18 protein-coding genes, 1 tRNA gene and 2 rRNA genes are annotated in these 23172 nt (G+C 71.9%); 10 read left to right on the top strand and 11 right to left on the bottom strand.

Annotated elements, in window-relative coordinates; genetic code table 11:
* Positions 1 to 77: 77 nt before the first annotated feature.
* On the bottom strand, positions 78 to 1334 hold the full coding sequence (locus BM419_RS09435) for a sensor histidine kinase (protein ID WP_026605307.1): 1257 nt from the start codon (positions 1332 to 1334) through the stop codon (positions 78 to 80).
* A 219-nt stretch (positions 1335 to 1553) separates the two neighbouring features.
* On the opposite strand from BM419_RS09435, the gene BM419_RS09430 reads away from it, so the two are divergent.
* From BM419_RS09430 to BM419_RS09405, 6 genes are all read left to right on the top strand, one after another.
* Positions 1554 to 1817: a hypothetical protein gene (locus BM419_RS09430; RefSeq protein ID WP_020095533.1), complete on the top strand. Its 264-nt coding sequence runs from the start codon at positions 1554 to 1556 to the stop codon at positions 1815 to 1817.
* A 103-nt stretch (positions 1818 to 1920) separates the two neighbouring features.
* Entirely contained in the window at positions 1921 to 2151 is a 231-nt protein-coding gene (locus BM419_RS09425) for a hypervirulence associated TUDOR domain-containing protein (RefSeq protein ID WP_020095534.1), read from the top strand.
* Positions 2152 to 2267: 116 nt separating this feature from the next.
* Positions 2268 to 2762 (top strand): (2Fe-2S)-binding protein, encoded by a 495-nt coding sequence (locus BM419_RS09420; protein ID WP_020095535.1) that lies wholly within the window; start codon positions 2268 to 2270, stop codon positions 2760 to 2762.
* Entirely contained in the window at positions 2759 to 3802 is a 1044-nt protein-coding gene (locus BM419_RS09415; RefSeq protein ID WP_020095536.1) for an FAD binding domain-containing protein, read from the top strand. Before BM419_RS09420 ends, BM419_RS09415 begins: the two co-directional genes overlap by 4 nt.
* A 172-nt stretch (positions 3803 to 3974) precedes the next feature.
* Positions 3975 to 6239 (top strand): xanthine dehydrogenase family protein molybdopterin-binding subunit, encoded by a 2265-nt coding sequence (locus tag BM419_RS09410; RefSeq protein ID WP_020095537.1) that lies wholly within the window; start codon positions 3975 to 3977, stop codon positions 6237 to 6239.
* A gap of 115 nt (positions 6240 to 6354) precedes the next feature.
* The gene (locus BM419_RS09405; RefSeq protein ID WP_020095538.1) at positions 6355 to 7290 is read left to right on the top strand and encodes a dihydrodipicolinate synthase family protein; all 936 of its coding nucleotides are present in this window, start codon (positions 6355 to 6357) and stop codon (positions 7288 to 7290) included.
* Between the two features lie 90 nt (positions 7291 to 7380).
* Here the strand turns inward: BM419_RS09405 and BM419_RS09400 are convergent, their stop codons facing one another.
* Together BM419_RS09400 and BM419_RS09395 are read right to left on the bottom strand one after the other, a co-directional pair.
* On the bottom strand, positions 7381 to 9810 hold the full coding sequence (locus BM419_RS09400) for a membrane-bound PQQ-dependent dehydrogenase, glucose/quinate/shikimate family (protein WP_020095539.1): 2430 nt from the start codon (positions 9808 to 9810) through the stop codon (positions 7381 to 7383).
* A 147-nt stretch (positions 9811 to 9957) separates the two neighbouring features.
* Positions 9958 to 11226, bottom strand: coding sequence for an efflux RND transporter periplasmic adaptor subunit (locus tag BM419_RS09395; RefSeq protein ID WP_020095540.1), 1269 nt, complete (start codon positions 11224 to 11226; stop codon positions 9958 to 9960).
* 205 nt (positions 11227 to 11431) lie between these two features.
* Here BM419_RS09395 and BM419_RS09390 point away from each other — a divergent pair, with 205 nt between their 5' ends.
* The 3 genes from BM419_RS09390 to purD all read left to right on the top strand — a co-directional run bounded on the left by BM419_RS09390 (position 11432) and on the right by purD (position 14454).
* Entirely contained in the window at positions 11432 to 12658 is a 1227-nt protein-coding gene (locus tag BM419_RS09390) for an oxalate decarboxylase family bicupin (RefSeq protein WP_020095541.1), read from the top strand.
* An 85-nt stretch (positions 12659 to 12743) separates the two neighbouring features.
* A complete protein-coding gene (locus tag BM419_RS09385) occupies positions 12744 to 13070 on the top strand; it encodes a hypothetical protein (protein WP_020095542.1) in 327 nt (108 codons plus the stop codon).
* 109 nt (positions 13071 to 13179) lie between these two features.
* Entirely contained in the window at positions 13180 to 14454 is a 1275-nt protein-coding gene (gene purD / locus BM419_RS09380) for a phosphoribosylamine--glycine ligase (protein ID WP_020095543.1), read from the top strand.
* 107 nt (positions 14455 to 14561) lie between these two features.
* Here the strand turns inward: purD and ggt are convergent, their stop codons facing one another.
* Both ggt and BM419_RS09370 read right to left on the bottom strand, forming a co-directional pair.
* On the bottom strand, positions 14562 to 16331 hold the full coding sequence (gene ggt / locus BM419_RS09375) for a gamma-glutamyltransferase (protein WP_020095544.1): 1770 nt from the start codon (positions 16329 to 16331) through the stop codon (positions 14562 to 14564).
* A gap of 382 nt (positions 16332 to 16713) precedes the next feature.
* Positions 16714 to 17724, bottom strand: a complete 1011-nt coding sequence (locus tag BM419_RS09370; RefSeq protein ID WP_020095545.1) for a 1-aminocyclopropane-1-carboxylate deaminase — start codon at positions 17722 to 17724, stop codon at positions 16714 to 16716.
* 249 nt (positions 17725 to 17973) lie between these two features.
* Here BM419_RS09370 and BM419_RS09365 point away from each other — a divergent pair, with 249 nt between their 5' ends.
* On the top strand, positions 17974 to 18438 hold the full coding sequence (locus BM419_RS09365) for an Lrp/AsnC family transcriptional regulator (RefSeq protein WP_020095546.1): 465 nt from the start codon (positions 17974 to 17976) through the stop codon (positions 18436 to 18438).
* A gap of 7 nt (positions 18439 to 18445) precedes the next feature.
* On the opposite strand, the gene BM419_RS09360 is transcribed toward BM419_RS09365, so the two are convergent.
* The 6 genes from BM419_RS09360 to BM419_RS09335 form a co-directional block, all read right to left on the bottom strand.
* The gene (locus BM419_RS09360; protein ID WP_020095547.1) at positions 18446 to 19789 is read right to left on the bottom strand and encodes a replication-associated recombination protein A; all 1344 of its coding nucleotides are present in this window, start codon (positions 19787 to 19789) and stop codon (positions 18446 to 18448) included.
* Positions 19790 to 19876: 87 nt separating this feature from the next.
* A complete protein-coding gene (locus tag BM419_RS09355) occupies positions 19877 to 21334 on the bottom strand; it encodes a Do family serine endopeptidase (RefSeq protein ID WP_020095548.1) in 1458 nt (485 codons plus the stop codon).
* A gap of 131 nt (positions 21335 to 21465) precedes the next feature.
* Entirely contained in the window at positions 21466 to 21945 is a 480-nt protein-coding gene (locus BM419_RS09350; RefSeq protein ID WP_020095549.1) for a Ros/MucR family transcriptional regulator, read from the bottom strand.
* A gap of 514 nt (positions 21946 to 22459) precedes the next feature.
* Positions 22460 to 22536 (bottom strand) — tRNA-Met (locus tag BM419_RS09345).
* A 113-nt stretch (positions 22537 to 22649) separates the two neighbouring features.
* Positions 22650 to 22765 (bottom strand): 5S ribosomal RNA (gene rrf, locus BM419_RS09340).
* Between the two features lie 170 nt (positions 22766 to 22935).
* Positions 22936 to 23172: ribosomal RNA gene (locus tag BM419_RS09335) — 23S ribosomal RNA — on the bottom strand; the annotation flags it as partial.

Raw genomic sequence — 23172 nt, 5'->3', positions numbered from 1 at the left:
GCGCCCGTCGCACCTCGATCGCGGCGGGGTAGGGCCATTGTCCAGTCCCCGCCCCGTCGTCGGGGCGCGCCCCACGCTCAGCCGGCCGGGGGCGCCTCCGGGGTTACCTCCAGGGGCACTTCCAGGCGGAAGCAGGCGCCCTTCTCTCGGGCCGGGATCGTCAGGCTGCCGCCGAGCTGGCGCGTGAGGCTGCCGACCACCCGCATGCCCAGGCTCTTCGAGCTGCGCCCGATCTCGAACCCCGCCGGAAGGCCGATCCCGTCGTCGGCAACCTCGACCACGAGCCCCTCCGGCCGCCGCTCGGCGCGGACCCGGATCTCGCCGCCCGCCGGGTGCGTCTCGGTCGGGTAGGCGTATTTCAGCGCGTTGGTGACGAGTTCGTTGACCAGGAGGCCGATGGGAATCGCCCGGTCGGCCGAGATCCGCTGCGGGCAGGCCGTGCAGGTAAGCCGCTGACCCGGCACGCCGCTGGCGAGGTTGGCCACCAGCTTCTCCAGGAAGGGCGCGAGGTCGAGCTCGCCCGGCACCCCCTCCCCTTCACCCTCTACCTTGTCACCTTGCCGCCAGAGCTGGTCGTGCACGCCCGCGATCGCCTCGACGCGGCTGCGCGCGTCCGACAGAGCCGCCTGAACGGCGGGTTCCTCGGCGGCCCGGGCCTGCAGGGCCAGGAGGCTCGCCACGATGGCGAGGCTGTTCTTGACCCGGTGGCTCATCTCGCGGGCGAGCAGGTCCTGCCGGGCGAGGGCGGCCCGCAGCAGGCTCTCGGTGCGCTGGCGCTCGATGGCGCCGCCGAGCAGGTTGGCGAAGCCCTGCATGAAGGCGATGTCGGCCTCCGCGAACATGCCCTCGCGGGTGTCGTCCACCTCCAGCACCCCGAAGGCGCCGTCTCGGTTCTCGATCAGCACGTTGATCGCCCGGCGGATGCCGTGCTCGGCCATGAGCTGCGGCGTGCGGAACCGGGTCTCGTCGGCGAGGTGGTTGGAGATCACAGGCCGGCCGGTCTTGAGGGCGAATCCGGCCGGGGAGGCGAGATCGGCCCCGATCCGGGCCTTGCCGATCACGTCGGGCCCCCAGCCGACACCGGCCCGGACCAGCAGGGTGTCGGCGCCGCGCCGATATTCCAGGGCCTTGCAGAACTCGGCGCCCATGCCCTGCGCGCACAGTTCCGCGGCCCGCTGCAGCAGGTGGTCGACGTCGGTGCCGCGCAAGGCCTCGACACCGAACTCCGACAGGATCGCCTGCTGGCGCAGGCGATAGTCGAGATCGGGCGGCGCGGGCGCGCGGCGCGGCTCGGGGCTCGGTTCCACTTCGGTCTGGTCGGTCTGCGGAGTCATGGAGGGCGGCAGGGTAGCAGGAAGGTGGCCCCGGCGCGAAGCGTCGTCGCCCGGAGGAGCGCACGCGTCCTCGCACCCGTCGCCGCGAGTGTCGTCGTACGTGTCGTCGCACGTGTCGTCGCACCCCGGCGGCCGCCCGGACCCCCCGGCCCCGTACGGCGTTCGTCCGTCGAGCACGCTTCGACGAATGCGTGGAGAAACGCGCGGAGGAACGCACGCATGGCCGACGACCTGAACGGACTCTCCGACAAGGCCCTCTCGATCCTCGCCTTCGCGGCCTATCACCGGCTCGTCAGCGGCGAGACGGTCACCTCGGTGATCCGCCGTGACGGCGCCGGCCACGAGGCCGACCCGGAGGGCGTGAAGGAGCTGGAGGGGCGCGGCCTCGTCACCGCCGGCGAGAGCGCCATCGACCTCGGCGAGACCGCGCAGGCGGCGGTCGAGACGATGGTCACCGCCCTGCGCCGGGAGGTCGGCCGCTGAGTGCGGCATCCCGGCCGTGGAAACCCGGGAACGCGCCCGCCGCCGGGCGCCTTTCCCCGCATCCACGCCCTCATTCACGCTCATATCCACGATGGAGACGCGCATGACCGCCAAGTCGAAGGTGAAGACCGGGGACGACGTCACCTACAAATGGGGCAAGGGCACCGTCTCGGGTGAGGTGACCAAGGTCCACACGCGGGACGTGGAGAAGACCATCAAGGGCAACACGGTGAAGCGCGAAGCCTCAAAGGCCGAGCCCGCCCTCGAGATCAAGACCGCCAAGGGCAAGACCGTGCTGAAATCGGCCTCTGAGGTCCGGGTCAAGTCGGCGTAAGCGCGCAACCTTCGCGTGCCGTGATCTTGCGCACATCGCTTTCTGCTTAAGGTCTCGCCGGAAGCGGGGCGGCGGCTATCTGTAACGGTTCCAGCCTTGGAAGCCGGGACCCCCGCATGACCATTCCCCTCAGGCTCACCCTGAACGGGCAGCCGCGCGAGATCGCCCTCGACGATCCGCGCGTCACCCTCCTCGATCTCCTGCGCGAGCGCCTCGGTCTGACGGGCGCCAAGAAGGGCTGCGACCGCGGCCAGTGCGGCGCCTGCACGGTCCTGGTGGACGGGCGCCGGATCAACAGCTGCCTGACCCTCGCCGCGAGCCTCGACGGCGCCGAGGTGCTGACCATCGAGGGGCTCGCCGAGGGCGACCGGCTGCACCCGGTCCAGGCGGCCTTCATCGCCCATGACGGCTTCCAGTGCGGCTTCTGCACGCCGGGCCAGATCATGAGCGCGGTCGGCCTGATCCGCGAGGGCCAGGCCGGGACCGATCCGGAGCGCATCCGCGAGGGCATGAGCGGCAATCTCTGCCGCTGCGGCGCCTACGCGGGGATCCTGGACGCCGTGCAGGACGCGGCCGCCCGGACCTCGGAGCAGCGGGAGGACGCGGCGTGAGGACCTTCGACTACATCCGCCCCGCGAGCGTGCCCGAGGCCGTGGCGGCCGGCCAGCAGCCGGGCACCGCCTTCCTCGCCGCCGGCACCAACCTCGTCGACCTGATGAAGGGCGGTGTCGCCACCCCGGAGCGGGTCGTCGACATCACCCGCCTCCCCGGCCTCTCGGCCATCGAGCGGCTGCCGGACGGCACCGCCCGGGTCGGGGCCCTGGTCCGCAACAGCGACCTCGCCCACGACCCGGCCTTCGCCAAGGCCTACCCGATGGTGGCCGAGGCCCTGCTGGCCGGCGCCTCGGCGCAGCTGCGCAACGCCGCCACGGTCGGCGGCAACCTGATGCAGCGCACCCGCTGCCAGTACTTCACCGACGCGGTCTCGCCCTGCAACAAGCGCGCGCCCGGCTCCGGCTGCGCGGCCCTGGGGCACGCCACCCGCATCCACGCGGTCCAGGGCTGGAGCGAGCACTGCATCGCCACCCACCCGTCCGACTTCTGCGTGCCGCTCGCCGCCCTCGACGCGGTGGTCGAGATCGCCGGGCCGGACGGTGCCCGGGAGGTGCCGCTCACCGCGTTCCACCACCTTCCCGGCGACCACCCGGAGCGGGAGACCGAGCTGCGGGCCGGCGAGCTGATCACCGCCCTGCGCCTGCCCCCCGAGGCGGCCGCGTTCCGGGGCAATGCCCGCTACCTCAAGGTCCGCGATCGCACCTCCTACGCCTTCGCGGTGGTCTCGGCGGCGGCCGCCCTCACCCTGGAGGCCGGAGGCCGGATCGGCCAGGCCCGGCTCGCCCTGGGAGGGCTGGCGCTCAAGCCCTGGCGGGTGGCGGAGGCTGAAGCCGCGCTCGCCGGGCAGGCACCCTCCCCCGAGGCTTTCGCGAAGGCCGCCGAGGCCGCGCTCGCCGGCGCCAAGCCCACCGGTGAGGCCAACGCCTTCAAGGTCGAGCTCGCCCGCCGGGTGGCGATCCGCGCGCTGACCCAGGCCGCCGCGGGCACGCCCGCACGGATCCCGGCCCTCCCCGCCTCCCCGTTCGGCATCGTCTGACCCTGCCCCCGGTCGGCGGCTCCAGGGCCGTCTTTGCGAGCGGAGCGAAGCAACCCAGGCGGCGCCACGATGCCCGGTGTCGCGCTGCCCTGGGTCACTTCGCTGCGCTCGTGATGACGGAGCGGGTCACCGCAACCGAAGGCTTCAACCGGAACCCTTTGAGGAGACCCGCATGACCGCGACCTCCACGCCCGCCTCGAATCTCCCCGCCGGCGCGATCCGGCACGGCTCCAGCATCGGCCAGCCGCTGACCCGGCGCGACGGCCCGCTCAAGGTGACGGGCCAGGCCCGCTTCTCCGCCGACAACCTGCCGCCCGGAACCCTCCACGCGGCGCTCTGCGTCGCCCGGATCGCCCGCGGACGCGTCACCGGCCTCGACGTGGCCGCCGCGGAGGCGCATCCCGGCGTCGTCGCGGTGATGCGGCCGGGGCACGCCCCGACGCTCGCCAAGGACCCGGACGCCAAGGACGGGCCGTTCACGTTCCGCCTCGACCTCCTGCAGAACGACCGCGTCCGCTACGCCAACCAGCCCATCGCCGTGGTGATCGCCGAGACCCTGGAGGCGGCCACCGAGGGCGCCCGGCTGCTCGCCCCGACCTACGCGGCCGAGACGCCGCGGATCGGGCTCGATTCCGGCGAGGCCTTCACACCGGATTCGGTCGGCGTCGGCGCGCCGCCCGTCGAGACGGACGGCGACGTCGAGGCCGGACTCGCGGCCGCGTCCAAGACGATCGCCGCCACCTACGAGACGCCGGCCCAGTATCACAACGCCATGGAGCCCCACGCGGCGGTGGCGAGCTGGGACGGGGACCGGCTGACGCTGTTCATGCCGACCCAGGCGCTCGCCATGTCGCAGGCAAGGCTCGCCGGGCTGTTCGGCATCGGCCCCGACGACATCCACATCGAGAGCCCCTATCTCGGCGGCGGCTTCGGCTCGAAGGGCGTCCCCGCCGGGCCGCAGGTGCTCGCCTGCATGGCGGCGAAGCTCGTCGGCCGGCCGGTGAAACTCGTCCCGACCCGGACCCAGATGTACGGCCCGATGGGCCATCGCGGACCGACCCGGCAGACCCTCCGGCTCGGCGCCGACGCCTCCGGCAAGCTGACGGCCCTCGACCACCACATCCGCACCGCCTCGTCGAGCTTCGACGACTTCTTCGAGCCGGCGGGCCGGGCGACCAGCACCCTGTACGCGAGCCCGGCCATCGCCATCCGGCACGAGGCCGTGCGCCTCGACACCGGCACGCCGCTGTTCATGCGCGCGCCCGGCGAGGCGTCCGGCAGCGTCGCCCTGGAGAGCGCGCTGGACGAGATGGCCCACGAACTCGGCATGGACCCGCTGGAGTTCCGGCTCGCCAACTACGCCGAGGTCGAGCCGATCACCGGCAAGCCGTTCTCCTCGAAGGCCCTGCGGGACTGCTACCGGCGCGGCGCCGAGGCCTTCGGCTGGGTCGGTCGCCCGCTGCAGCCCCGCCAGACCCGCGACCGGGACGGGTTCCTGGTCGGCACCGGCATGGGCACCGCTACCTTCCCGGCGCTGATCTTCGAGGGGATGGCCCGGGCCGAGATCCGCGCCGACGGCACCGGCACGGTGGAGCTCGGGGCGATCGACATGGGCCAGGGCTCGTGGACGGCGCTCGCCCAGATCGCCGCCGACGGCCTCGGGATCGGGATGGACGCCCTCACCTTCCGGATGGGCTCGTCAGACCTGCCGAATGCCGGCATCGCGGGCGGCTCGGGCCACACCGCCACGGCGGGCGGCGCGGTCCACGCGGCGGCCGGCGACGTGATCCGGCAGCTCGCGGAGCTCGCCACCAACGACCCCGCCTCCCCGCTCTACGGCGCCGGCAATGCCGGCGTGACCGCCGCGGGCGGGCGTCTGACCCGGCGCGACGACCCGGGCCGGAGCGAGTCCTTCACCGACATCCTCCGGCGGGCCGGCCGGTCGCGCATCGAGGGCCAGGGCAAGGCCGGCGCCGACCCGGCCGCGCAGGCCTCCTACGCCATGCACGCCCACGGCGCGGTCTTCGCCGAGGTGAAGGTCGATCCCGATCTCGGCCAGATCCGCGTGAGCCGCCTCGTCGGCGCCTTCGCGGCGGGCCGGGTGATCAACCCGCGCCTCGTTCAGAGCCAGTATTACGGCGGGATGATCTGGGGCCTGTCCTTCGCCCTGCACGAGCGGGCCGAGATGGACCCGCGCACCGGCCGCTTCCTCAACGACAACCTCGCCGAGTACCACGTGCCGGTGAACGCCGACGTGCCCGCCATGGAGGCGATCCTGGTCCACGAGGACGACGCGGTGGTGAACAACCTGGGCGTGAAGGGGGTCGGCGAGATCGGCATCACCGGCACGGTGGGCGCCATCGCCAACGCGGTCTGGCACGCCACCGGCGTGCGGGTCCGCGAGATGCCGATCACCCTCGACAAGCTGCTGGGCTGATCCAGCGCTCCGGTCGCGTGGAACCGGTCCCGGGCGCGTCGCGCCGCCCGGGTTTTTTTAGTATGGGGCATGCCACCCGGCGGCCGGCGGCCGCCGCAGCAGCGCGGAGACCGGCATGCCCCTCACCAGCGACATCGGCGGCGTCGTCCCGATCGCGCCGACCCCGTTCCATCCGGACGGCCGGATCGACGAGGTCTCCCTCGACCGGATGACCGACTTCTTCGGGGCGGCCGGCGTCGACGGCCTGACGATCCTCGGCCAGCTCGGCGAGGCCGGCAAGCTCGACCACGCGGAGGGAATCGCCGTGGCGCGGCGCGTCCTCGGGCGCACACGGCTGCCGGTGATCGTCGGGGTCACGGCGCCGGGCTTCGCGGCCATGCGGTCGCTCGCCCGGGAGGTGATGGAGCTGGGCGCGGCCGGGGTGATGATCGCGCCGCCCAACACGCTCCGCACCGACGACCAAGTGGTCGGCTATTTTCGGAATGCCGCCGAGGCCGTGGGCCCGGACGTGCCCTTCGTGCTTCAGGACTATCCCCTCACCTTCTCGGTCCAGATGACCCCCGGCGTGATCCGCCGGATCGTGTCGGAGAACCCCTCCTGCGTGATGCTCAAGCACGAGGACTGGCCGGGACTAGAGAAGATCTCGACGCTGCGCGGCTTCGAGGCGGACGGCTCGATGCGCCACATCTCCATCCTGGTCGGCAACGGCGGCCTGTTCCTCGATTTCGAGACCGAGCGCGGCGCCGACGGGGCCAATACCGGCTACGCCTTCCCGGAGATGCTGGTCGACGTGGTCCGCCTCGGCCGGGCCGGCGAGCGTGATGCCGCCCACGACCTGTTCGACGCCCACCTCCCCTATCTCCGCTACGAGCAGCAGCAGGGCCCGCTGGGGCTCGCGGTCCGCAAATACGTGTTCATGCGCCGGGGGATCTTCTCGTCCGACGCGCAGCGCAAGCCGTCGCAGGCGCTGACCGCGCAGGCGAAGGCCGAGGTCGAGTACCTGCTGGCCCGCCTCGCCCGCACCGACGCGCGGGCCCGGCTCGCGGCCTAGACCGCCCCCGCCGCGCCCTGCCCCGGCCGGAAGGCCGGGGCCCTCGCTCAACCCGCCGCGGCTGCCGGGTTGCGTCCGGCGCGCGACGGCTCACTCGAGCCTGTAGGCGATGACCGAATCGCCCGGCGTGGTTCCGAGCGAGCCGTGCCCGCCCGCTGCGATCACCACGTACTGCCGGCCGTCCCGGCCGCGATAGGTCATCGGGGTGGCCTGGCCGCCGGCCGGCAATGTCGTGGTCCACAGGACCTCGCCGGTCTGCATGTCGTAGCCGCGGATGCGGTCGTCGAGCGTGGCGGCCGTGAACGCGACGCCGCCCGCCGTGGTCAGGGTGCCGCCGTGGGCCAGCATGCCCATCTCCAGGGGAAGCGGGACGGCCAGACCGCCGACCTTCTGCCCCGCGACCGTGCCGTTGCGGCGCTTCCAGGCGACGGTGCCGTCGGCGAGATTCACGCCGACGCGCACGCCCCAGGGCGGCGCGCTGCAGGGGATGCCGAGGGCGGAGCGCATGTGCGCGATCGAGATCGCGTAGCGGCCGCCGAGATTCTCGTTGACCGGGCTCGCCTCGGGATCGGCACCGAGGAGGCGCCTCTCCGGCTCGCCCGGGGGGCGCGGGAGCAGGCGGTAGATGTAGGGCAGGTATTGCGGCGTCGCGATCATCCAGTGATGGACCGGATCGACCGCCACCGACCCCCAGTTGAACACCCCGATATTGCCGGGCCAGACGATCGCGCCCTCCGACGCCTGGGGCGGCGTGAACGGGTTGCCGTCGTAGCGATTCGACCGGAAGGCGAGGCGGCACTGGATCTGGTCGAAGGGCGTGACGCCCCACATGCCGGCCTCCGTCAGCGGCGCCGGCGTGAAGCGGAGGGACGACATCGGCTGGACCGGGGACGGCGTCTCCCCCGGGATGTCGGTCCGGGTCGAGACCGGAACCTCGGAGACCGGTCGGACCGGGGCGCCGGTGCGGCGGTCGAGGACCCAGACGTTGCCGACCTTGGTGGGGATCAGGATCGCCGGCACCGTCCCCTCGCCCTGCGGCAGGGTGAGGAGGACCGGCTGGGACGGGTTATCGCGGTCCCACAGGTCGTGATACGCGGTCCGGAACGCCCAGCGCAGCGCGCCCGTCTCCAGATCCAGCGCCGCCAGGGCGTCGATGAGGGCCTCGTCCGCCTTCGACCGGGCCACGCCCACCTGATCGGGCGCCCGGTTGCCGAACGGCACGTAGACGAGCCCCAGCGCCTCGTCGGCCGAGAACTGCGTCCAGGCCACCGCCGAGTTGGGCTCGTACGACTCGCCGGGCCGCAGCGGCGCGGTCGCGTCGGGCTTGCCGGCGTCGAACTTCCAGACGATCGCGCCGGTGCGTACGTCGAAGGCGCGGATCACGCCCGAGGGGTTGTCCGCGTAGTAGTTGTCGGCGATCGCGCTGCCGAGGACGATGAGGTTCCGGGTCACCAGCGGCGCCGAGGTCTGCTGATAGGCGGCGCGCCGGAGGTTCGGCATCTGCGCCTTCAGGTCGACGAACCCGTCCGCCCCGAAGGTCCTGCACGGGGCGCCGGTCTCGGCGTTCAGCGCGTAGAGGCGGGCGTCGACCGAGGCCGCGATGATCCGGCGCGGGCACTCGGCGATCGCGGCCGCGACGGCGGCGGCCCGGTCGGCGTCGGTCTCGGCGGGTGGCGCGTAGCCGGCCGAGTCGTTGTAGGACACGCCGCGGCAGGTCTGGTGCTGGTACTGGCCGTCCCGCGCCATCTTCGGGTCGAAGGCCCAGACCAGCCGGCCGGTCTCGGGCTCCAGGGCCTGGACGATGTTGTGCGGCGTGCAGAGGTAGAGCAGCCCGTTCACCTTGATCGGCGTGGCCTCGAAGGTGAATTCCTTCGGATCCGCCCGGCTGTCGCCGCGCAGGTCGCCGGTATGGTGCTCCCAGGCCACGGCGAGGCCCCGGACATTGGCGGTGCCGATATCCGCCAGAGCCGAGTAGCGCTGGCCGAGATTGGTGCCGCCATAGGCGACCCAGTCGTCGGCCGGATAGGGAACGCCGCTCGGATCGACGGCGGCCGGCCCCGCCCCCGCGACCTTCGGCAGGCTGCCCCGCGTCTCGACCGGGTCGACGAACCAGGACGCGGCGCCCGAGGCCGCGATCAGCAGGACGACGACCCGGAGGGCGAGCGGACCGTTCCCGAGGCCGGGCGTCCAGGGCCGTTCGGGCGCGTCGCACAGGCGCCGCACCACGGAGGGCAGGCAGAGCACGAGCCCGACGAGGAGGAGCAGGCCCCCGCGCGGGATCCATTGCCACTTGTCGAATCCGACCTCGCCGAGCGTCCACACGAAGGCCGCCGCCAGCACCAGGGCGTAGATCCGGAGGCCGTTCTGGCGTCGCCGGACCAGCTCGACGCCGGAGACCAGCACGCCCAAGCCCAGGGCGACGTAGAACCAGGACCCGCCCGCGAGGGCCAGTGTCAGACCGAAGCTCGCGAGGGCGAGGCCAAGCAGCGCGATCGACAGCGCTATCGTTCCGAGTGCCACGGCGGTGGTATCCGCTTCCTGAGCCGGCCGGTCACGGCGGCGCCGGAAGCTGAGCCCCCACGGTGCCGCCGCATGCCCGACGGCTTATCGCCGCCGTAGCTGTCCCAAGGCTGGACAAGGCTGGACAAGGCTGCCGGGCGCCGCCGCTCACGCTCCGGCCCGGTCCTCCGGACGCAGGGTGACCCGGTCGCCGTCGCGCAGCGAGGCCGGCGGGCCCACGACGACGCGCTCGCCGCCGTTCAGACCGTCGCGCAGCTCCAGGAGCGTGCGGGTCTGGCGGAAGATCGTGACGGGGCGCATCCGCACCACGCCGCCCCCGTCCCCGGCCGCCTCGACCACGGCCACGCGGGTCCCGTGCTGGTCGAAGATCAGCGCGTCGTTCGGCACCGTCACGGCGGGCGAGACCCGCGGGATCTCCAGCGTGATCGTGATGTAGAGTCCCGGCCGCAGCGCCCCGTCGGGGTTGGGGATGTCGACCTGCGTGACCAGCGTGCGCGCGGCCGAGAGCAGCGTCGTCGACGAGCGCGAGACCGTGCCGGGGAAGATCCGGCCCGGGATCTGCGCCACCTCGACCGTGGCGGCCAGCCCGTCGCGGACGCCGTCGGCGGCGTAGAGCGGCACGTTCACCGCCATGCGCAGCACGTCGTCCCGGTTCAGCGTGAGGAGCGGCGCCCCCGTATTCGTGTCCGCCGTGACCGCGTCGCCGACGTCGTTGTTGCGGGCCGTCACCACCCCGTCGAAGGGCGCGCGGATCTCCTCGAAGCCGGTCAGGACCTTGAGCCGGGCGACCTGCGCCTCCTGGGCGGCGATGTTGGCCTCCGCGACCTTCACGGCGGCCCTGGCGGCGTCGACGTTGGCGGTCTGCGCCAGCACCCCGGCCTGGGAGGTGTCGGCGTTCTGCCGGGTCTCGACCCCGGTGCCGGCGAGCGTCGAGGTCCGCCGGTTGGTCACGTCGGCGAGGTGGCGGTTGGCCTCGGCCTGATCCACCATCGCCCGCGCCTGGATCAGTGCCGCCTGGAGCTGCAGCACCTGCGACTGGGCCTGGACCAGCTGCTGGTCGAGGTCGGGCGCGCTGATCCGGAACAGCAGGTCGCCCGCCTTCACGTGCGAGCCGATATCGACCTTGCGCTCGACGATGTAGCCGGTCGCCCGCGGGTAGAGGTTCGCGATGTCGAACGCCTGGGTGGTGCCCGTCTGGGTCAGGCTCAGGGTGTCGGAGGCCCGGGCCGCGGCGGCGACCCGCACGGTCGGCGGCTTCGCCTCGGCGGCGGGCGGACTCGCTGCGCGCGACGCGTCCGGCCACAGGCGGTATCCGAGGACGCCGAGGCCCGCCAGCGCCAGCAGGGCGAGCCACCGGCGGCCGCCGCGGGCGGGCGGGACGGTTCCGTCCGTGGCTGAACTGTCCCGGTCCGCCATCCTCGCCCTCGGGTCGCGCCGCGCCTGAACCGCCGCCTCGGCGCCCGGCCGGGACGCGTGCGGTGCCGTATTCAATGCGCCGTCTTCAATGCATAGACCGCGCGCGGGCTCCGGGCGAGATGCCGCAGCGCACAGCCCGGCCCGCCCGCGGATCCTCCGAGCACGCGACCGGTTTCCCTGCCACCGACTCAGGGACCGATCCACGATGACCGAGATCTCCAGGCGCGCCGTCATCGCAGCCGCCGGCGGCGCGATGGCGGCATCCTCCGCCGCGGCGCAATCCGCCGGGCCGGCCGCGCCCCGCCCCGAGCGCGGCGGCAAGGGCGCCGACATCCTGGGCCCGCAGAACCGGCCCCGCGCCGCCGAGGAGCCGTTCACCCTGGCGCCGCCCGCCACCGACCACGGCACCATGCCGAACCTGAAATGGTCCTTCGCGGACAGCCACATGCGGCTGGAGGAGGGCGGCTGGGCGCGCCAGACCACGATCCGCGAGCTGCCGGTCTCCAAGGCCATGGCCGGGGTCAACATGCGGCTCAAGGCCGGCGCGGTCCGCGAGATGCACTGGCACAAGGAATCCGAGTGGGCCTACATGATCAAGGGCAAGGCCCGGATCACCGCGGTCGACCAGGACGGGCGCACCTTCGCGGACGATGTCGGCGCGGGCGACCTCTGGTACTTCCCGGGCGGCATCCCGCACGCCATCCAGGGACTCGCCGCCGACGGGATCGACGGGTGCGAGTTCCTGCTCGTCTTCGACGACGGCGGTTTCTCGGAGGATTCCACCTTCCTGCTCACCGACTGGCTGGCCCACACGCCCCGGGACGTGCTCGCCAAGAATTTCGGCCTGCCCGAGAGCGCCTTCGCCAGGATCCCCGAGAAGGAGCTCTACATCTTCCCCGGCCCGAAACCCGGCCCGCTCGCGGCCGACAGGATGGGCGGCTCCGGGCCGGTGCCGAAGACCTTCAGCCACCGTATGCTGGCACAGGAGCCGGTCCGCACCCGGGGCGGCAGCGTGCGCATCACCGATTCCACGGTGTTCCCGGCGTCCGTGACGATCGCGGCGGCCCTGGTCGAGGTCGAGCCCGGGGGGCTGCGCGAGCTGCACTGGCACCCGAACAGCGACGAGTGGCAGTACTACCTCTCCGGCCAGGGCCGGATGACGGTGTTCGGCTCGGAATCGAAGGCCCGCACCTTCGACTACCGGGCCGGCGACGTCGGCTACGTGCCCTTCGCCATGGGGCACTACATCGAGAATACCGGCGACACGACCCTGACATTCCTGGAGATGTTCAAGAGCTCGCGCTACGCCGACATCTCCCTGACGCAGTGGCTGGCCCTGACTCCGCACCCCCTGGTTCAGGCCCATACCGGGCTGGATCCCGAGCGCCTTGAGGCCCTGCCGGAGACGAAGTCCCCCGTTGTGCCGGGTTGACGCGCCCGGGAACCCGGACCGATCCTGGCGCGTCGACTCGCACAAGCGTTTCCGAAACCCGCTCGACTCTCGCACGGAGGGACCCATGCGTGCCGCGTCCCGCGCGCTCCTCGCCCTGGCGCTCGCCCTCCCGGCGGGCTCCGCCTCGGCGCAGGTGCAGCAGAACGACCCGAATGCCGCCAACGCCTCATTCGCCCTGCAGGGCCAGATCCGGTCGCTCAACCAGCAACGGGTCTCGGACTTCAACACGCTGAACCAGACGTTCCAGCGCAACGTCCAGGCCGATTCCTTCGGGCCCTACCTGCCCTATCGGGGTGTCCGCGGGGATGTGTACCGGGGCCGCCATATCGGTCGCAACGGGATCGTGCGGCGGGGCGGCGGCCTCAACACGAGCGTCTGCACCGGCTGCTGACATCGGCCTCCGCGCCGCCGGGATATCCGCGCAGAGCGGGGAAAGCCCGAAAAAAACCTTTTCCCGCGGGCACGCTTCCCCCAGAAGCTGGGCCCATGGTGGCGTGCGCATGAATATCCTGCTGATCGGCTCCGGCGGCCGCGAGCACGCCCTGGCCTGGCGACTGGCCCAGAGCCCGCTCTGCACCCGCCTGTTCACGGCGCCGGGCAATCCCGGCACGGCCCGCCACGGGACCAACCGGCCGGACCTCAAGGTCACGGACCACGCGGCCGTCGCCGCCTTCTGCGCGGCGGAGGCGATCGGCCTCGTGGTGGTCGGGCCCGAGGCGCCCCTCGTCGCCGGCCTGGTGGACGACCTGAAGGCCGCCGGGATCCGCGCCTTCGGGCCGACCCGCGACGCCGCCCGGCTCGAGGGCTCGAAGGGGTTCACCAAGGATCTCTGCGCCGCCTGCAACATCCCGACCGCCGCCTTCGCGCGCTTCTCCGACCTGGAGCCGGCGCTGGCCTATGTCCGCCAGCAGGGCGCCCCGATCGTCGTGAAGGCCGACGGCCTCGCCGCCGGCAAGGGCGTCACCGTGGCCGAGACCGTCGACCAGGCCGAGGACGCGCTGACCGGCCTCTTCGCCGAGCCCGGCGCCGAGGTCGTGGTCGAGGAGTGCCTGTTCGGCGAGGAGGCGAGTTTCTTCGCCCTGTGCGACGGCACGCGGGCGATCTCCCTCGGCACCGCCCAGGACCATAAGCGGGTCTTCGACGGGGACCGGGGGCCCAATACCGGCGGCATGGGCGCCTATTCCCCGGCCCGGGTGGTCACCCCGGAGATCGAGGCCCGGGTCATGGCCGAGATCATCGCGCCGACGCTTGCCGGCATGCGGGCCCGCGGCTGCCCGTTCACCGGCATCCTGTACGCCGGCCTGATGCTCACCGCCGACGGCCCCAAGCTGATCGAGTACAACACCCGCTTCGGCGACCCCGAGGCGCAGGTGCTGATGCCGCGCCTCGCCTCCGACCTCGTGCCGGCGCTGCTCTCGGCCTGCGAGGGCGACCTCTCCGGCGTGAGCCTGGAATTCGATCCGCACCGGGCGGCCCTCACCGTGGTGATGGCGGCGGCCGGCTATCCGGGCGCCGTGGTCCGGGGCTCGGTGATCCGGGGCGTCGACGCCGCCGAGGGCGACGGGGTTCACGTGTTCCAGGCCGGCACCCGCGCCGAGGGCGGGCAGCTGCTCGCCGATGGCGGCCGGGTCCTGGCGGTGACGGCCCTCGGCGACAGCGTCACGGACGCCAAGGCCCGCGCCTACGCGGCGGTGGCCCGGATCGACTGGCCGGAGGGTTTCTGCCGGCGCGACATCGGGTTCCGCGCGGTGGCGCGGGAGGCGGGAGAGGGCTGAACCCCCGGTCTCGCTCGTGGCGGGTGCCTCCGGGCCCCACCCTGCCCTCCCGGACGAGGCCGGCGTGCCCGGAATGACGGGGTTGTCCGCGTCAAGCCGCCCGCCCCCTACTCCCCTACCGCCGCGCCGGCCGGCCGGCGGTTGTCGTTGGCACCGTAGAGCAGACCTGGCCGCATCCGCTCCGTGCGCGAGGCGTCGTTGCCCGACGACGCGGCCTCCGGCAGGGCGGGCGCCGCGGCCCGGACCGCGATGAGCTCCTGCGCCCCCCAGGGCCTCTGCTCGACGATCGTGTGGCCCATGCCCCTGAGGATGGCCTGGGTGTCCGCCGAGAGCGCGAAGGGCTCGGCGTAGACCGTGTCGGGCAGCCACTGGTGATGGATGCGCGGAGCGTCCACCGCCTCCTGCGGCTCCATGCCGAAATCGAGCACGTTGATCAGCGTCTGCGCGTTGATCGTGATGATCCGCGAGCCCCCCGGCGAGCCCGCCACCAGCGCGACCTTGCCGTCGCGCAGCACGATCGTGGGCGCCATGGAGGAGAGCGGGCGCTTGCCCGGCTGGATCGCGTTCTTCGTCCCCTGCACGAGCCCGAACAGGTTCGGCACCCCGGTCTTGACCGTGAAGTCGTCCATCTCGTCGTTGAGGAAGAACCCCGTGTCGCCGGCGATCACCCCGGCGCCGAAATAGCCGTTGATCGTGTAGGTCAGCGCGACCGCGTTGCCGGCCTTGTCCATCACCGAGATGTGTGTGGTCTCGGGCCGTTCCCGCGGCTCCGGGCCGGGGTCCGGGCGGATCTCCGCCGACGGGGTCGCCCGGTCCGGGCGGATCGAGGCCCGGAGCGTCTCCGCGTAGGCCGGCGACAGCAGCCGGTCGACCGGGTTCTCCACGAAGGCCGGATCGCCGAGCAGCAGGTTGCGGTCCGCGTAGGCGCGCCGCATCGCCTCGACCATCAGGTGTACGGTCCGGGCCGAGTTGAACCCGGCGGCCCGCAGGTCGTAGCCGTCGAGGATGCTGAGGATCTCGCAGAGCGTGGTGCCGCCGGACGAGGGCGGGGGCGCCGACAGGATCGTGGCGCCCCGGTAGCGGCAGGTGAGCGGCTCGGACTGCGTCACCGTGTAGGCGGCGAAGTCGGCCGCCGTCAGCAGGCCGCCGCCCGCCCGGGAGGCCGCCTCCACGGCCTCCGGGATCGCGCCCCTGTAGAACGCGTCCGCACCGCGCTCCGCGATGGCCTGGAGGGTGCGGGCGAGGTCGGCCTGGACCAGCCGGTCCCCGGGCTGCCAGGGGCTGCCGTCCGGGCGCAGGAAGATCCGGGCGACGTTCGCTTGGCCCGCGAACAGCTTCGTGCCGGATTCGAGGATGTCGGTGTCGCCCCGGGTCAGCACGAACCCGTCCCGGGCGAGCGCGATCGCCGGCGCCATCACCCGCGCCAGCGGCAGGGTCCCGTACGCGGTGAGGGCGGTGTTGAGGCCGAGCACCGTCCCGGGCACGCCGGCCGCCTTCCAGCCGCGCAGGCTCGCGCCCTTCACGACGTTGCCGGCAGCGTCGAGATACATGTCCCGGGTGGCGGCCGCCGGGGCGGTCTCGCGGAAATTGATGAAGCGGCTGCGCCCGTCGGCGCTGTGGAGCACCAGGAAGCCGCCGCCGCCGATGTTGCCGCAGCAGGGGTTCACCACCGCCTCGGCGTAAGCGACTGCCACCGCGGCGTCGACGGCGTTGCCGCCGGCCCTCAGGATGTCGGCGCCCACCTGCGAGGCGAGGCGCTGGGACGAGACCACCATCCCGTTCTCGGCCTCGACGGCCGGTCCCGAGGCGGAGCGCGCGGCGGGCGCGCCCAGGGCGAGCAGGGCCGTGAGGAGCAGCGCGCGTGCCGGTGCGATCATCCCTGCCCTCTCCGGTGCGGGTCCTGCGCCGTCATATAGGGGACCGTGCGCTGGAGTCGCTGGACCCGTCCGATCACCGCATCCCGAGGGGCGGCGAAGCCGCCGCGAAGGAGCCTCCGAGGGCTCGCGAGACTTCCGGAGCCCCTCCGAGCCCCTCCGAGCCCCTCCGAGCCCGCTGCACAGCACCGCAGGATGAGAGGGGCGAAGGGCGGTGAGGGATCGGGCCGATCCGCCTCACTCGGTTTCGCTGGAACGGTTCGGTTGAGGTGCCCCTCTCCGTCATCACGAGCGCAGCGAAGTGACCCAGGGTCGCGCCACGTCAGGAAGCGTGGCGCTGCTGGATTGCTTCGCTCCGCTCGCAAGGACGGCGCCGCCGAAGGCCTCAGCCGTTGCGGAACGTGTAGCTGTAGCCGTTCAGCGCCGGCGCGCCGCCGAGATGGGCGTAGAGCACCTTCGAGCCCTTCGGGAAGAAGCCCTTCTTCACGAGGTCGATCATGCCCTGCATCGACTTCCCCTCGTAGACCGGGTCGGTGATCATCCCCTCGAGCCGGGCCGAGAGGCGGATCGCCTCCACGGTCTCCTTGGAGGGCACGCCGTAGACCGGGTAGGCGTAATCCTCGTTGAGAACCACATCGTCGGCCACGATGTCGCCCGCGCCGACCAGGGCGGCGGTGTTCTGGGCGATGTCGAGGACCTGGGCCTTGGTCTGGGCCGGGGTGCAGGAAGCGTCGATGCCGATGACGTTGCGGGCGCGCCCGTCGGCCGAGAAGCCCACCAGCATGCCGGCATGGGTCGAGCCCGTCACCGTGCAGACCACCACGTAGTCGAAGCGCAGGCCCATCTCGGCCTCCTGCTTGCGCACCTCCTCCGCGAAGCCGACGTAGCCGAGCCCGCCGTACTTGTGCACCGAGGCACCGGCCGGGATCGCGTAGGGCTTGCCGCCCTCGGCCTCGACCTCGGCGAGCGCGCGCTTCCACGAATCGCGGATGCCGATGTCGAACCCGTCATCCACGAGCTGCGTCTGCGCGCCCATGATCCGCGACAGGAGGATGTTGCCGACCCGGTCGTAGACGGCGTCCTCGTGGGGCACCCAGGCCTCCTGGATCAGCCGGCACTTCATCCCGATCTTGGCGGCTACCGCCGCGACCATGCGGGTGTGATTCGACTGCACGCCGCCGATCGACACAAGCGTGTCGGCGCCGCTCTTGATCGCGTCCGGCACGATGTACTCGAGCTTGCGCAGCTTGTTCCCGCCGTAGGCGAGCCCGGAATTGCAATCCTCGCGCTTGGCGTACAACTCGACCTCGCCGCCGAGATGGGCCGTCAGGCGCTTGAGCGGCTCGATCGGCGTCGGGCCGAAGGTCAGGGGATAGCGCTCGAACTTGTCCAGCATCGGGTCTCTCCGGGTCTCGGGGCGCCCCCGGGGCAGCAGCGGTCTCGGTCCGCCCGGGCGCGTCGAAGCGAGGCCTCGGCGACGGCCCGCGCGAGGCCCGGCTCCGTCTTCGAGGCGCGGGGAGAAACTACCCGATCCGGGATGAAAGGTGCTCTCGATCTTCGAGTATGAACAGACCTTGACTTGCGCTGCTGACCGGGCTGGCTACGGAGTATTCCGGATTTCGTGCCGCATCCGAAAGAATCATCCATGTCCGCAGGGCTCGATCGGATCGACCAGAAGATCCTCCGCCTCCTCCAGACGGACGGGCGCATGGCGAATGCCGAGATCGCCGAGCGGGTCGGCACTAGCGCGGCCACCTGCCATCGCCGGATCCAGCGCCTGTTCGCGGACGGGTTCGTGCGGGCGGTCCGGGCGCTGATCGATCCGATGCGGGTCGGGCGCGGCACCCTGGTCTTCGTCGGCGTCGTGCTCGACCGCTCGACGCCCGAGAGTTTCTCGGAGTTCGAGGCCGCCGTGCGCGCGATCCCCGCGCTCCTCGACTGCCACCTCGTGGCCGGAGACTTCGACTACATGCTGAAGATCCGGGTCTCCGACATGGCCGACTTCAACCGCCTCCACAGCGCCACGCTGATCGGCCTGCCGGGGGTGCGCCAGACCCGGACCTTCTTCGTGATGAAGGAGGTGATCGACAACGCGCCGCTCGATCTGTGAGGGCCCCCTACCCCTCCCCGCGCCGCGCCTTGCGCAGCGCCTCCCACCGGTCGAGGCGCTCGGCGAGCCGGGTCTCGTAGCCCCGCTCGGTCGGCTGGTAGAGGTGCTGGCGCCCGAGCGCGTCGGGCCAGTAATCCTGGCCCGAGAAGGCGTCGGGCTCGTCGTGGTCGTAGCGGTAGCCCTCGCCGTAGCCGATCCGCTTCATCAGCTTGGTCGGCGCGTTGAGGATGGTCCGCGGCGGCGGCAGGGAGCCCGCCTCCTTGGCCAGCCGCGTCGCGGCCTTGTAGGCCTCGTAGACGGCGTTCGATTTCGGCGCGCAGGCGAGGTAGATCGCCGCCTGGGCGAGGGCCAACTCGCCCTCGGGGCTGCCGAGGAAGTCGAACGCGTCCTTGGCGGCGTTGGCCACCACCAGCGCCTGCGGGTCGGCGAGCCCGATATCCTCCACCGCCATGCGCACGAGCCGGCGGGCGATGAACAGCCGGTCCTCCCCGGCATCGAGCATCCGGCAGAGATAGTAGAGCGCCGCGTCCGGATCCGAGCCGCGCACGGTCTTGTGGAGCGCCGAGATCAGGTTGTAGTGGCCCTCCTGCGCCTTGTCGTAGATGGGCGCGCGCCGCTGCACGATCGCTTGCAGCGCCTCGGCGTCGAGGGTCTCGCCGGGGCGGGCCGAGCGCCAGACCTCTTCCGCCAGGGTCAGGGCCGCGCGGCCGTCGCCGTCGGCCATGCGGACCAGAACGCCGCGCGCCTCCTCGGTAAGCGGCAGGGCTTGGCCCGTCAGCGCCTCGGCCCGGACCAGCAGGCGCGCGACGGCGCCCGGATCGAGGGCCCGGAACAGCAGCACCCGGGCGCGGGATAGGAGCGCGGCGTTCAGCTCGAAGGACGGGTTCTCCGTCGTCGCGCCCACCAGCGTGACGGTCCCGTCCTCCATCACCGGCAGGAAGGCGTCGAGCTGGGCCCGGTTGAACCGGTGGATCTCGTCGACGAACAGCAGGGTCCCCTGCCCGGTCGCCCGCCGCTTGCGCGCCGCCTCGAACACCTTCCGCAGGTCGGGCACGCCGGAGAAGATCGCCGAGATCTGCTCGAAATGCAGGTCGGTGCCCTGGGCGAGCAGCCGCGCAACCGTGGTCTTGCCGGTGCCGGGCGGCCCCCAGAAGATCAGCGAGCCGAGCGTCCGTCCCCGCAGCAGGCGCGTGAGCGCCCCGCCCTCCCCGGTCAGGTGTTCCTGGCCGACGACCTCGGCGAGGGTCTGCGGGCGCAGCCGGTCCGCCAGCGGGCGGGCGGCCTCGGCGCCGGGGGCGCGGCCGGGATCCGGCGCGGCGGGTGTCTCCGCGGAGGCGAACAGGTCGGACATCCGCGCATCAACACCGGGCGCGGCCGGGGGCGCAAGCCGGGAGCCGGGGCTTGCCCACGGCCACGGGCTCGGCGCCCCGCGACGGGATCAGCCGCCGAACACCGAGGTCAGGATCTCGCCGTTGCGGTTGATCGCGACCTCCCAGGAATTGAGGCTGTTGCGGGTGACCCGGTCGAGGTCCTTGGTGGTCGCCATTGGCACGCCGTTGACCGCCACGATCACGTCGCCCTTCTGTAGCCCGACCCGGGCCGCGATGGAGTTCTCGTCCACCGCCTGCACGGCCACGCCCTCGGCCGGGAAGTCCACCTGCATCTCCTCGGCCACCGCCGGCGAGGTGTTGACGAGGGTCGCGCCGACGAACGGCGAGCGGGTCTTCACCTTGAGCGCGTCCCGGGGACGCGTCTCGGGAGCCGGGGCGAGCTTGACCGGGACCGTCTGACGGGTCGTGCCGCGGAGGATCCCGAACCGGGCGTGGCCCTGCACGCCCTTCAGGGCGAAGCGGTAGCCGAAGGCCTCCGGATCGGCGACCTCCTGGCCGTCGACCGTGAGGATCAGGTCGCCGCGCTTCAGGCCCGCCTCCTCGGCCGGGCTCTTGGGCTGGAGGCTCGCCACCAGCACGCCGGTCGGGTGGTCGAGGCCCATGCTGTCGGCGATGTCGGGCGTCACGCTCTGGATGCGCGCCCCGAGCCAGGGCCGGCGCACGACGTTCGCCCCGTCCCGGGCGGCGTCGACCACCGCCTTGACCATGCCCACCGGGATCGCGAAGCCGATGCCGTGGCTCCCGCCAGACTGCGAGTAGATCGCGGTGTTGATGCCGACCAGTTGGCCGCGCAGGTCCACCAGCGCGCCGCCGGAATTGCCCGGGTTGATCGCCGCGTCGGTCTGGATGAAGTACTGGTAGTCCGCGGAGCCGACCTGCGTGCGCGCCAGCGCCGAGACGATGCCCTGCGTCACCGTCTGGCCGACGCCGAACGGGTTGCCGATCGCCATCACGAAGTCGCCGACCTCCAGGGCGTCGGCATCGCCGAACGGCATCGGCACGAGGCCCTTCGGCGGTTCCTTGATCTTGAGCACCGCGAGGTCGGTGCGGGTGTCGCGCATCACGATCGTGGCCTCGAACTCGCGGCGATCCGCCAGGGCGATCCGCACCTCGTTCATGTTGTCGATGACGTGGTTGTTCGTGATCACGAGCCCGTCGGCATCGACCAGCACGCCCGAGCCCAGGGAGCGCTGCGCCCGGTCACCCCGGGGGCCGCGGCCGCCCTCCGGCTCGCCGAAGAAGCGGCGCATGAACTCCTCCATGGCGCTGGTGCGCGCGCTGGAGCGCTTGTCCACGTGGGAGGCGTAGACGTTCACCACCGAGGGCGCGGCCCGCTTCACCACGGGGGCGAAGGAGAGCTGCACGTCGGCCTTGCTGAGCGGCACGACCTTCGCGGTGCCGTCCTTCGCGGGCTCCCGGGTCTCCGTCCGCGCCATCTGCGCCGCGGCCGGGCTGGCGGCCAGCAGGGCTGCGACGAGGGCGGGCAGGGTGAGGCGGGTCAGCATGCAGGGCTCCGGCGTCTGGGCGGGCGCGCCGTCCAGGCCGAGACAAGGCAGGCGCACCGTGCGGCCCCACGCTATCGAGGCCGATTGCGGCAGGTCGACGACACCTTCGCCGCAGGCGGGGCGTGTCGCCGTCAGACGGCTTCCTTGCTGCGCGCCCGCCGCTTCCCGGCGGGCTGCGGCGCGGGCTCGGCTTCGGGTTCCGGCGCCGCGGCGCGCGGCTGCCCGAGGCCCAGGGAGCGGGCGAGCTGCGAGCGCTGCTCGGAATAGCTCTGGGCCGTCATCGGGTAGTCCGAGGCGAGGCCCCACTTGGCGCGGTAGGCCTCCGGCGTCAGGCCGCGCAGGGTGAGGTGCCGGCGCAGCGTCTTGTAGGGCTTCCCGTCCTCGAACGAGATCAGGAAGTCCGGATTGATCGAGCGCCGGATCTCCTGCGCGGTCGCCTTGGCGATCGGCGGGCTCTGGCCGGCGTCGCAGACCCCCCGAATCGCCGCGTGCACCTCGTTGAGGAGGCCGGGCAGATCCGCGCTCTGCACGTGATTGTGGCTCACATAGGCCGAGACGATCTCGGAAGCGAGCGTGACGAGGCGGAGAGAGCCGCCGTTCGACTGGGCCATGTCTCGTGCGTTGCCTTCTCGTGATGACGAAACTCGCCAGAACGCAAGCACTGCGTCGCGATTCGGACGCTTGATACAATCGCATTCGCAAGAAGCGTCAAGTCTTAAATTCGGAACTGGGGTATACGGTCCCAAATAGCGTAATAAGAGCGATCTTGATCGCTCAACCTCAAGGAGTAATGCCTGTCAGGGTCTCGCTTGTGCGCAATCGATATTGCCGATTTATCCCTGCGACCTGACGCGGCCTGCACTCTACAGCCGAAGGTGCGATGCGGTGCCGGCTATAGAGCTTACGAGGCCGTTTCTGCCCATCGATTGTGCATTCGCAGAGCGTCGCTGGCCGATACCTCAAAGCCGATAGGACAACCTCAGCGACGCTTTGTGGCGGTCGCACCTCGGCGGTGAGCGACGGAGGGTCTGGAAGCGGACCGACGGTGCGCCAGTGGCGCAACCTGATCGCGAAAACGCAGAACCCGCCGCGCTGTTGAGCGCGGCGGGTTCTGTGTGTCGGATTTGGTTGCGGGGACAGGATTTGAACCTGTGACCTTCAGGTTATGAGCCTGACGAGCTACCGGGCTGCTCCACCCCGCGCCAAGTCTGTACGGCTGGTCCGGGTCGACGCCGGCTCAGTGTGAGCGTGCGCCGTGTCCGGGGGCCGGATCGGTGTTCGTGTCGAGGGAAGGTGTGTGTATTGCGATGGGCAGGTCTGGCGGCGACCGACTCTCCCGTGTCTTGAGACACAGTACCATAGGCGCTGGCGTGTTTAACGGCCGAGTTCGAGATGGGATCGGGTTCTGGGCACGCCGCTCAGGCCACCAGACCGGCGCATCGCAATTGTTTTCGGACTTGGCCGTCGCGGGTTGCGAGGCGCGTGTGTCCGGTTCGGCAAGCATGTTGGTGGCAGCGTCTGCTGCTGGTCTGTTTATGACCGTGTCTCTGGCTTCGCCAGCCTTTGCGGCTGCCGAACCAGTTCGGACACGGATCACGAGAGCGATCAAGCCAATCGGGCGATTAGTACCGGTCGGCTCAACGCGTCGCCGCGCTTGCACCCCCGGCCTATCGACGTGGTCGTCTTCCACGGCCCTCAAGGGAGGTCTCGTTTTAAGGGGGGTTTCCCGCTTAGATGCCTTCAGCGGTTATCCCGTCCGTACATAGCTATGCTGCACTGCCGCTGGCGCGACAACAGCTCCACCAGAGGTACGTTCATCCCGGTCCTCTCGTACTAGG

This window comes from Methylobacterium sp. yr668, from assembly GCF_900116245.1.
Lineage (GTDB): Bacteria > Pseudomonadota > Alphaproteobacteria > Rhizobiales > Beijerinckiaceae > Methylobacterium.
The sequence above is the reverse complement of the archived record's forward strand: the minus strand, read 5'-3'. Positions and strand labels throughout refer to the sequence as shown.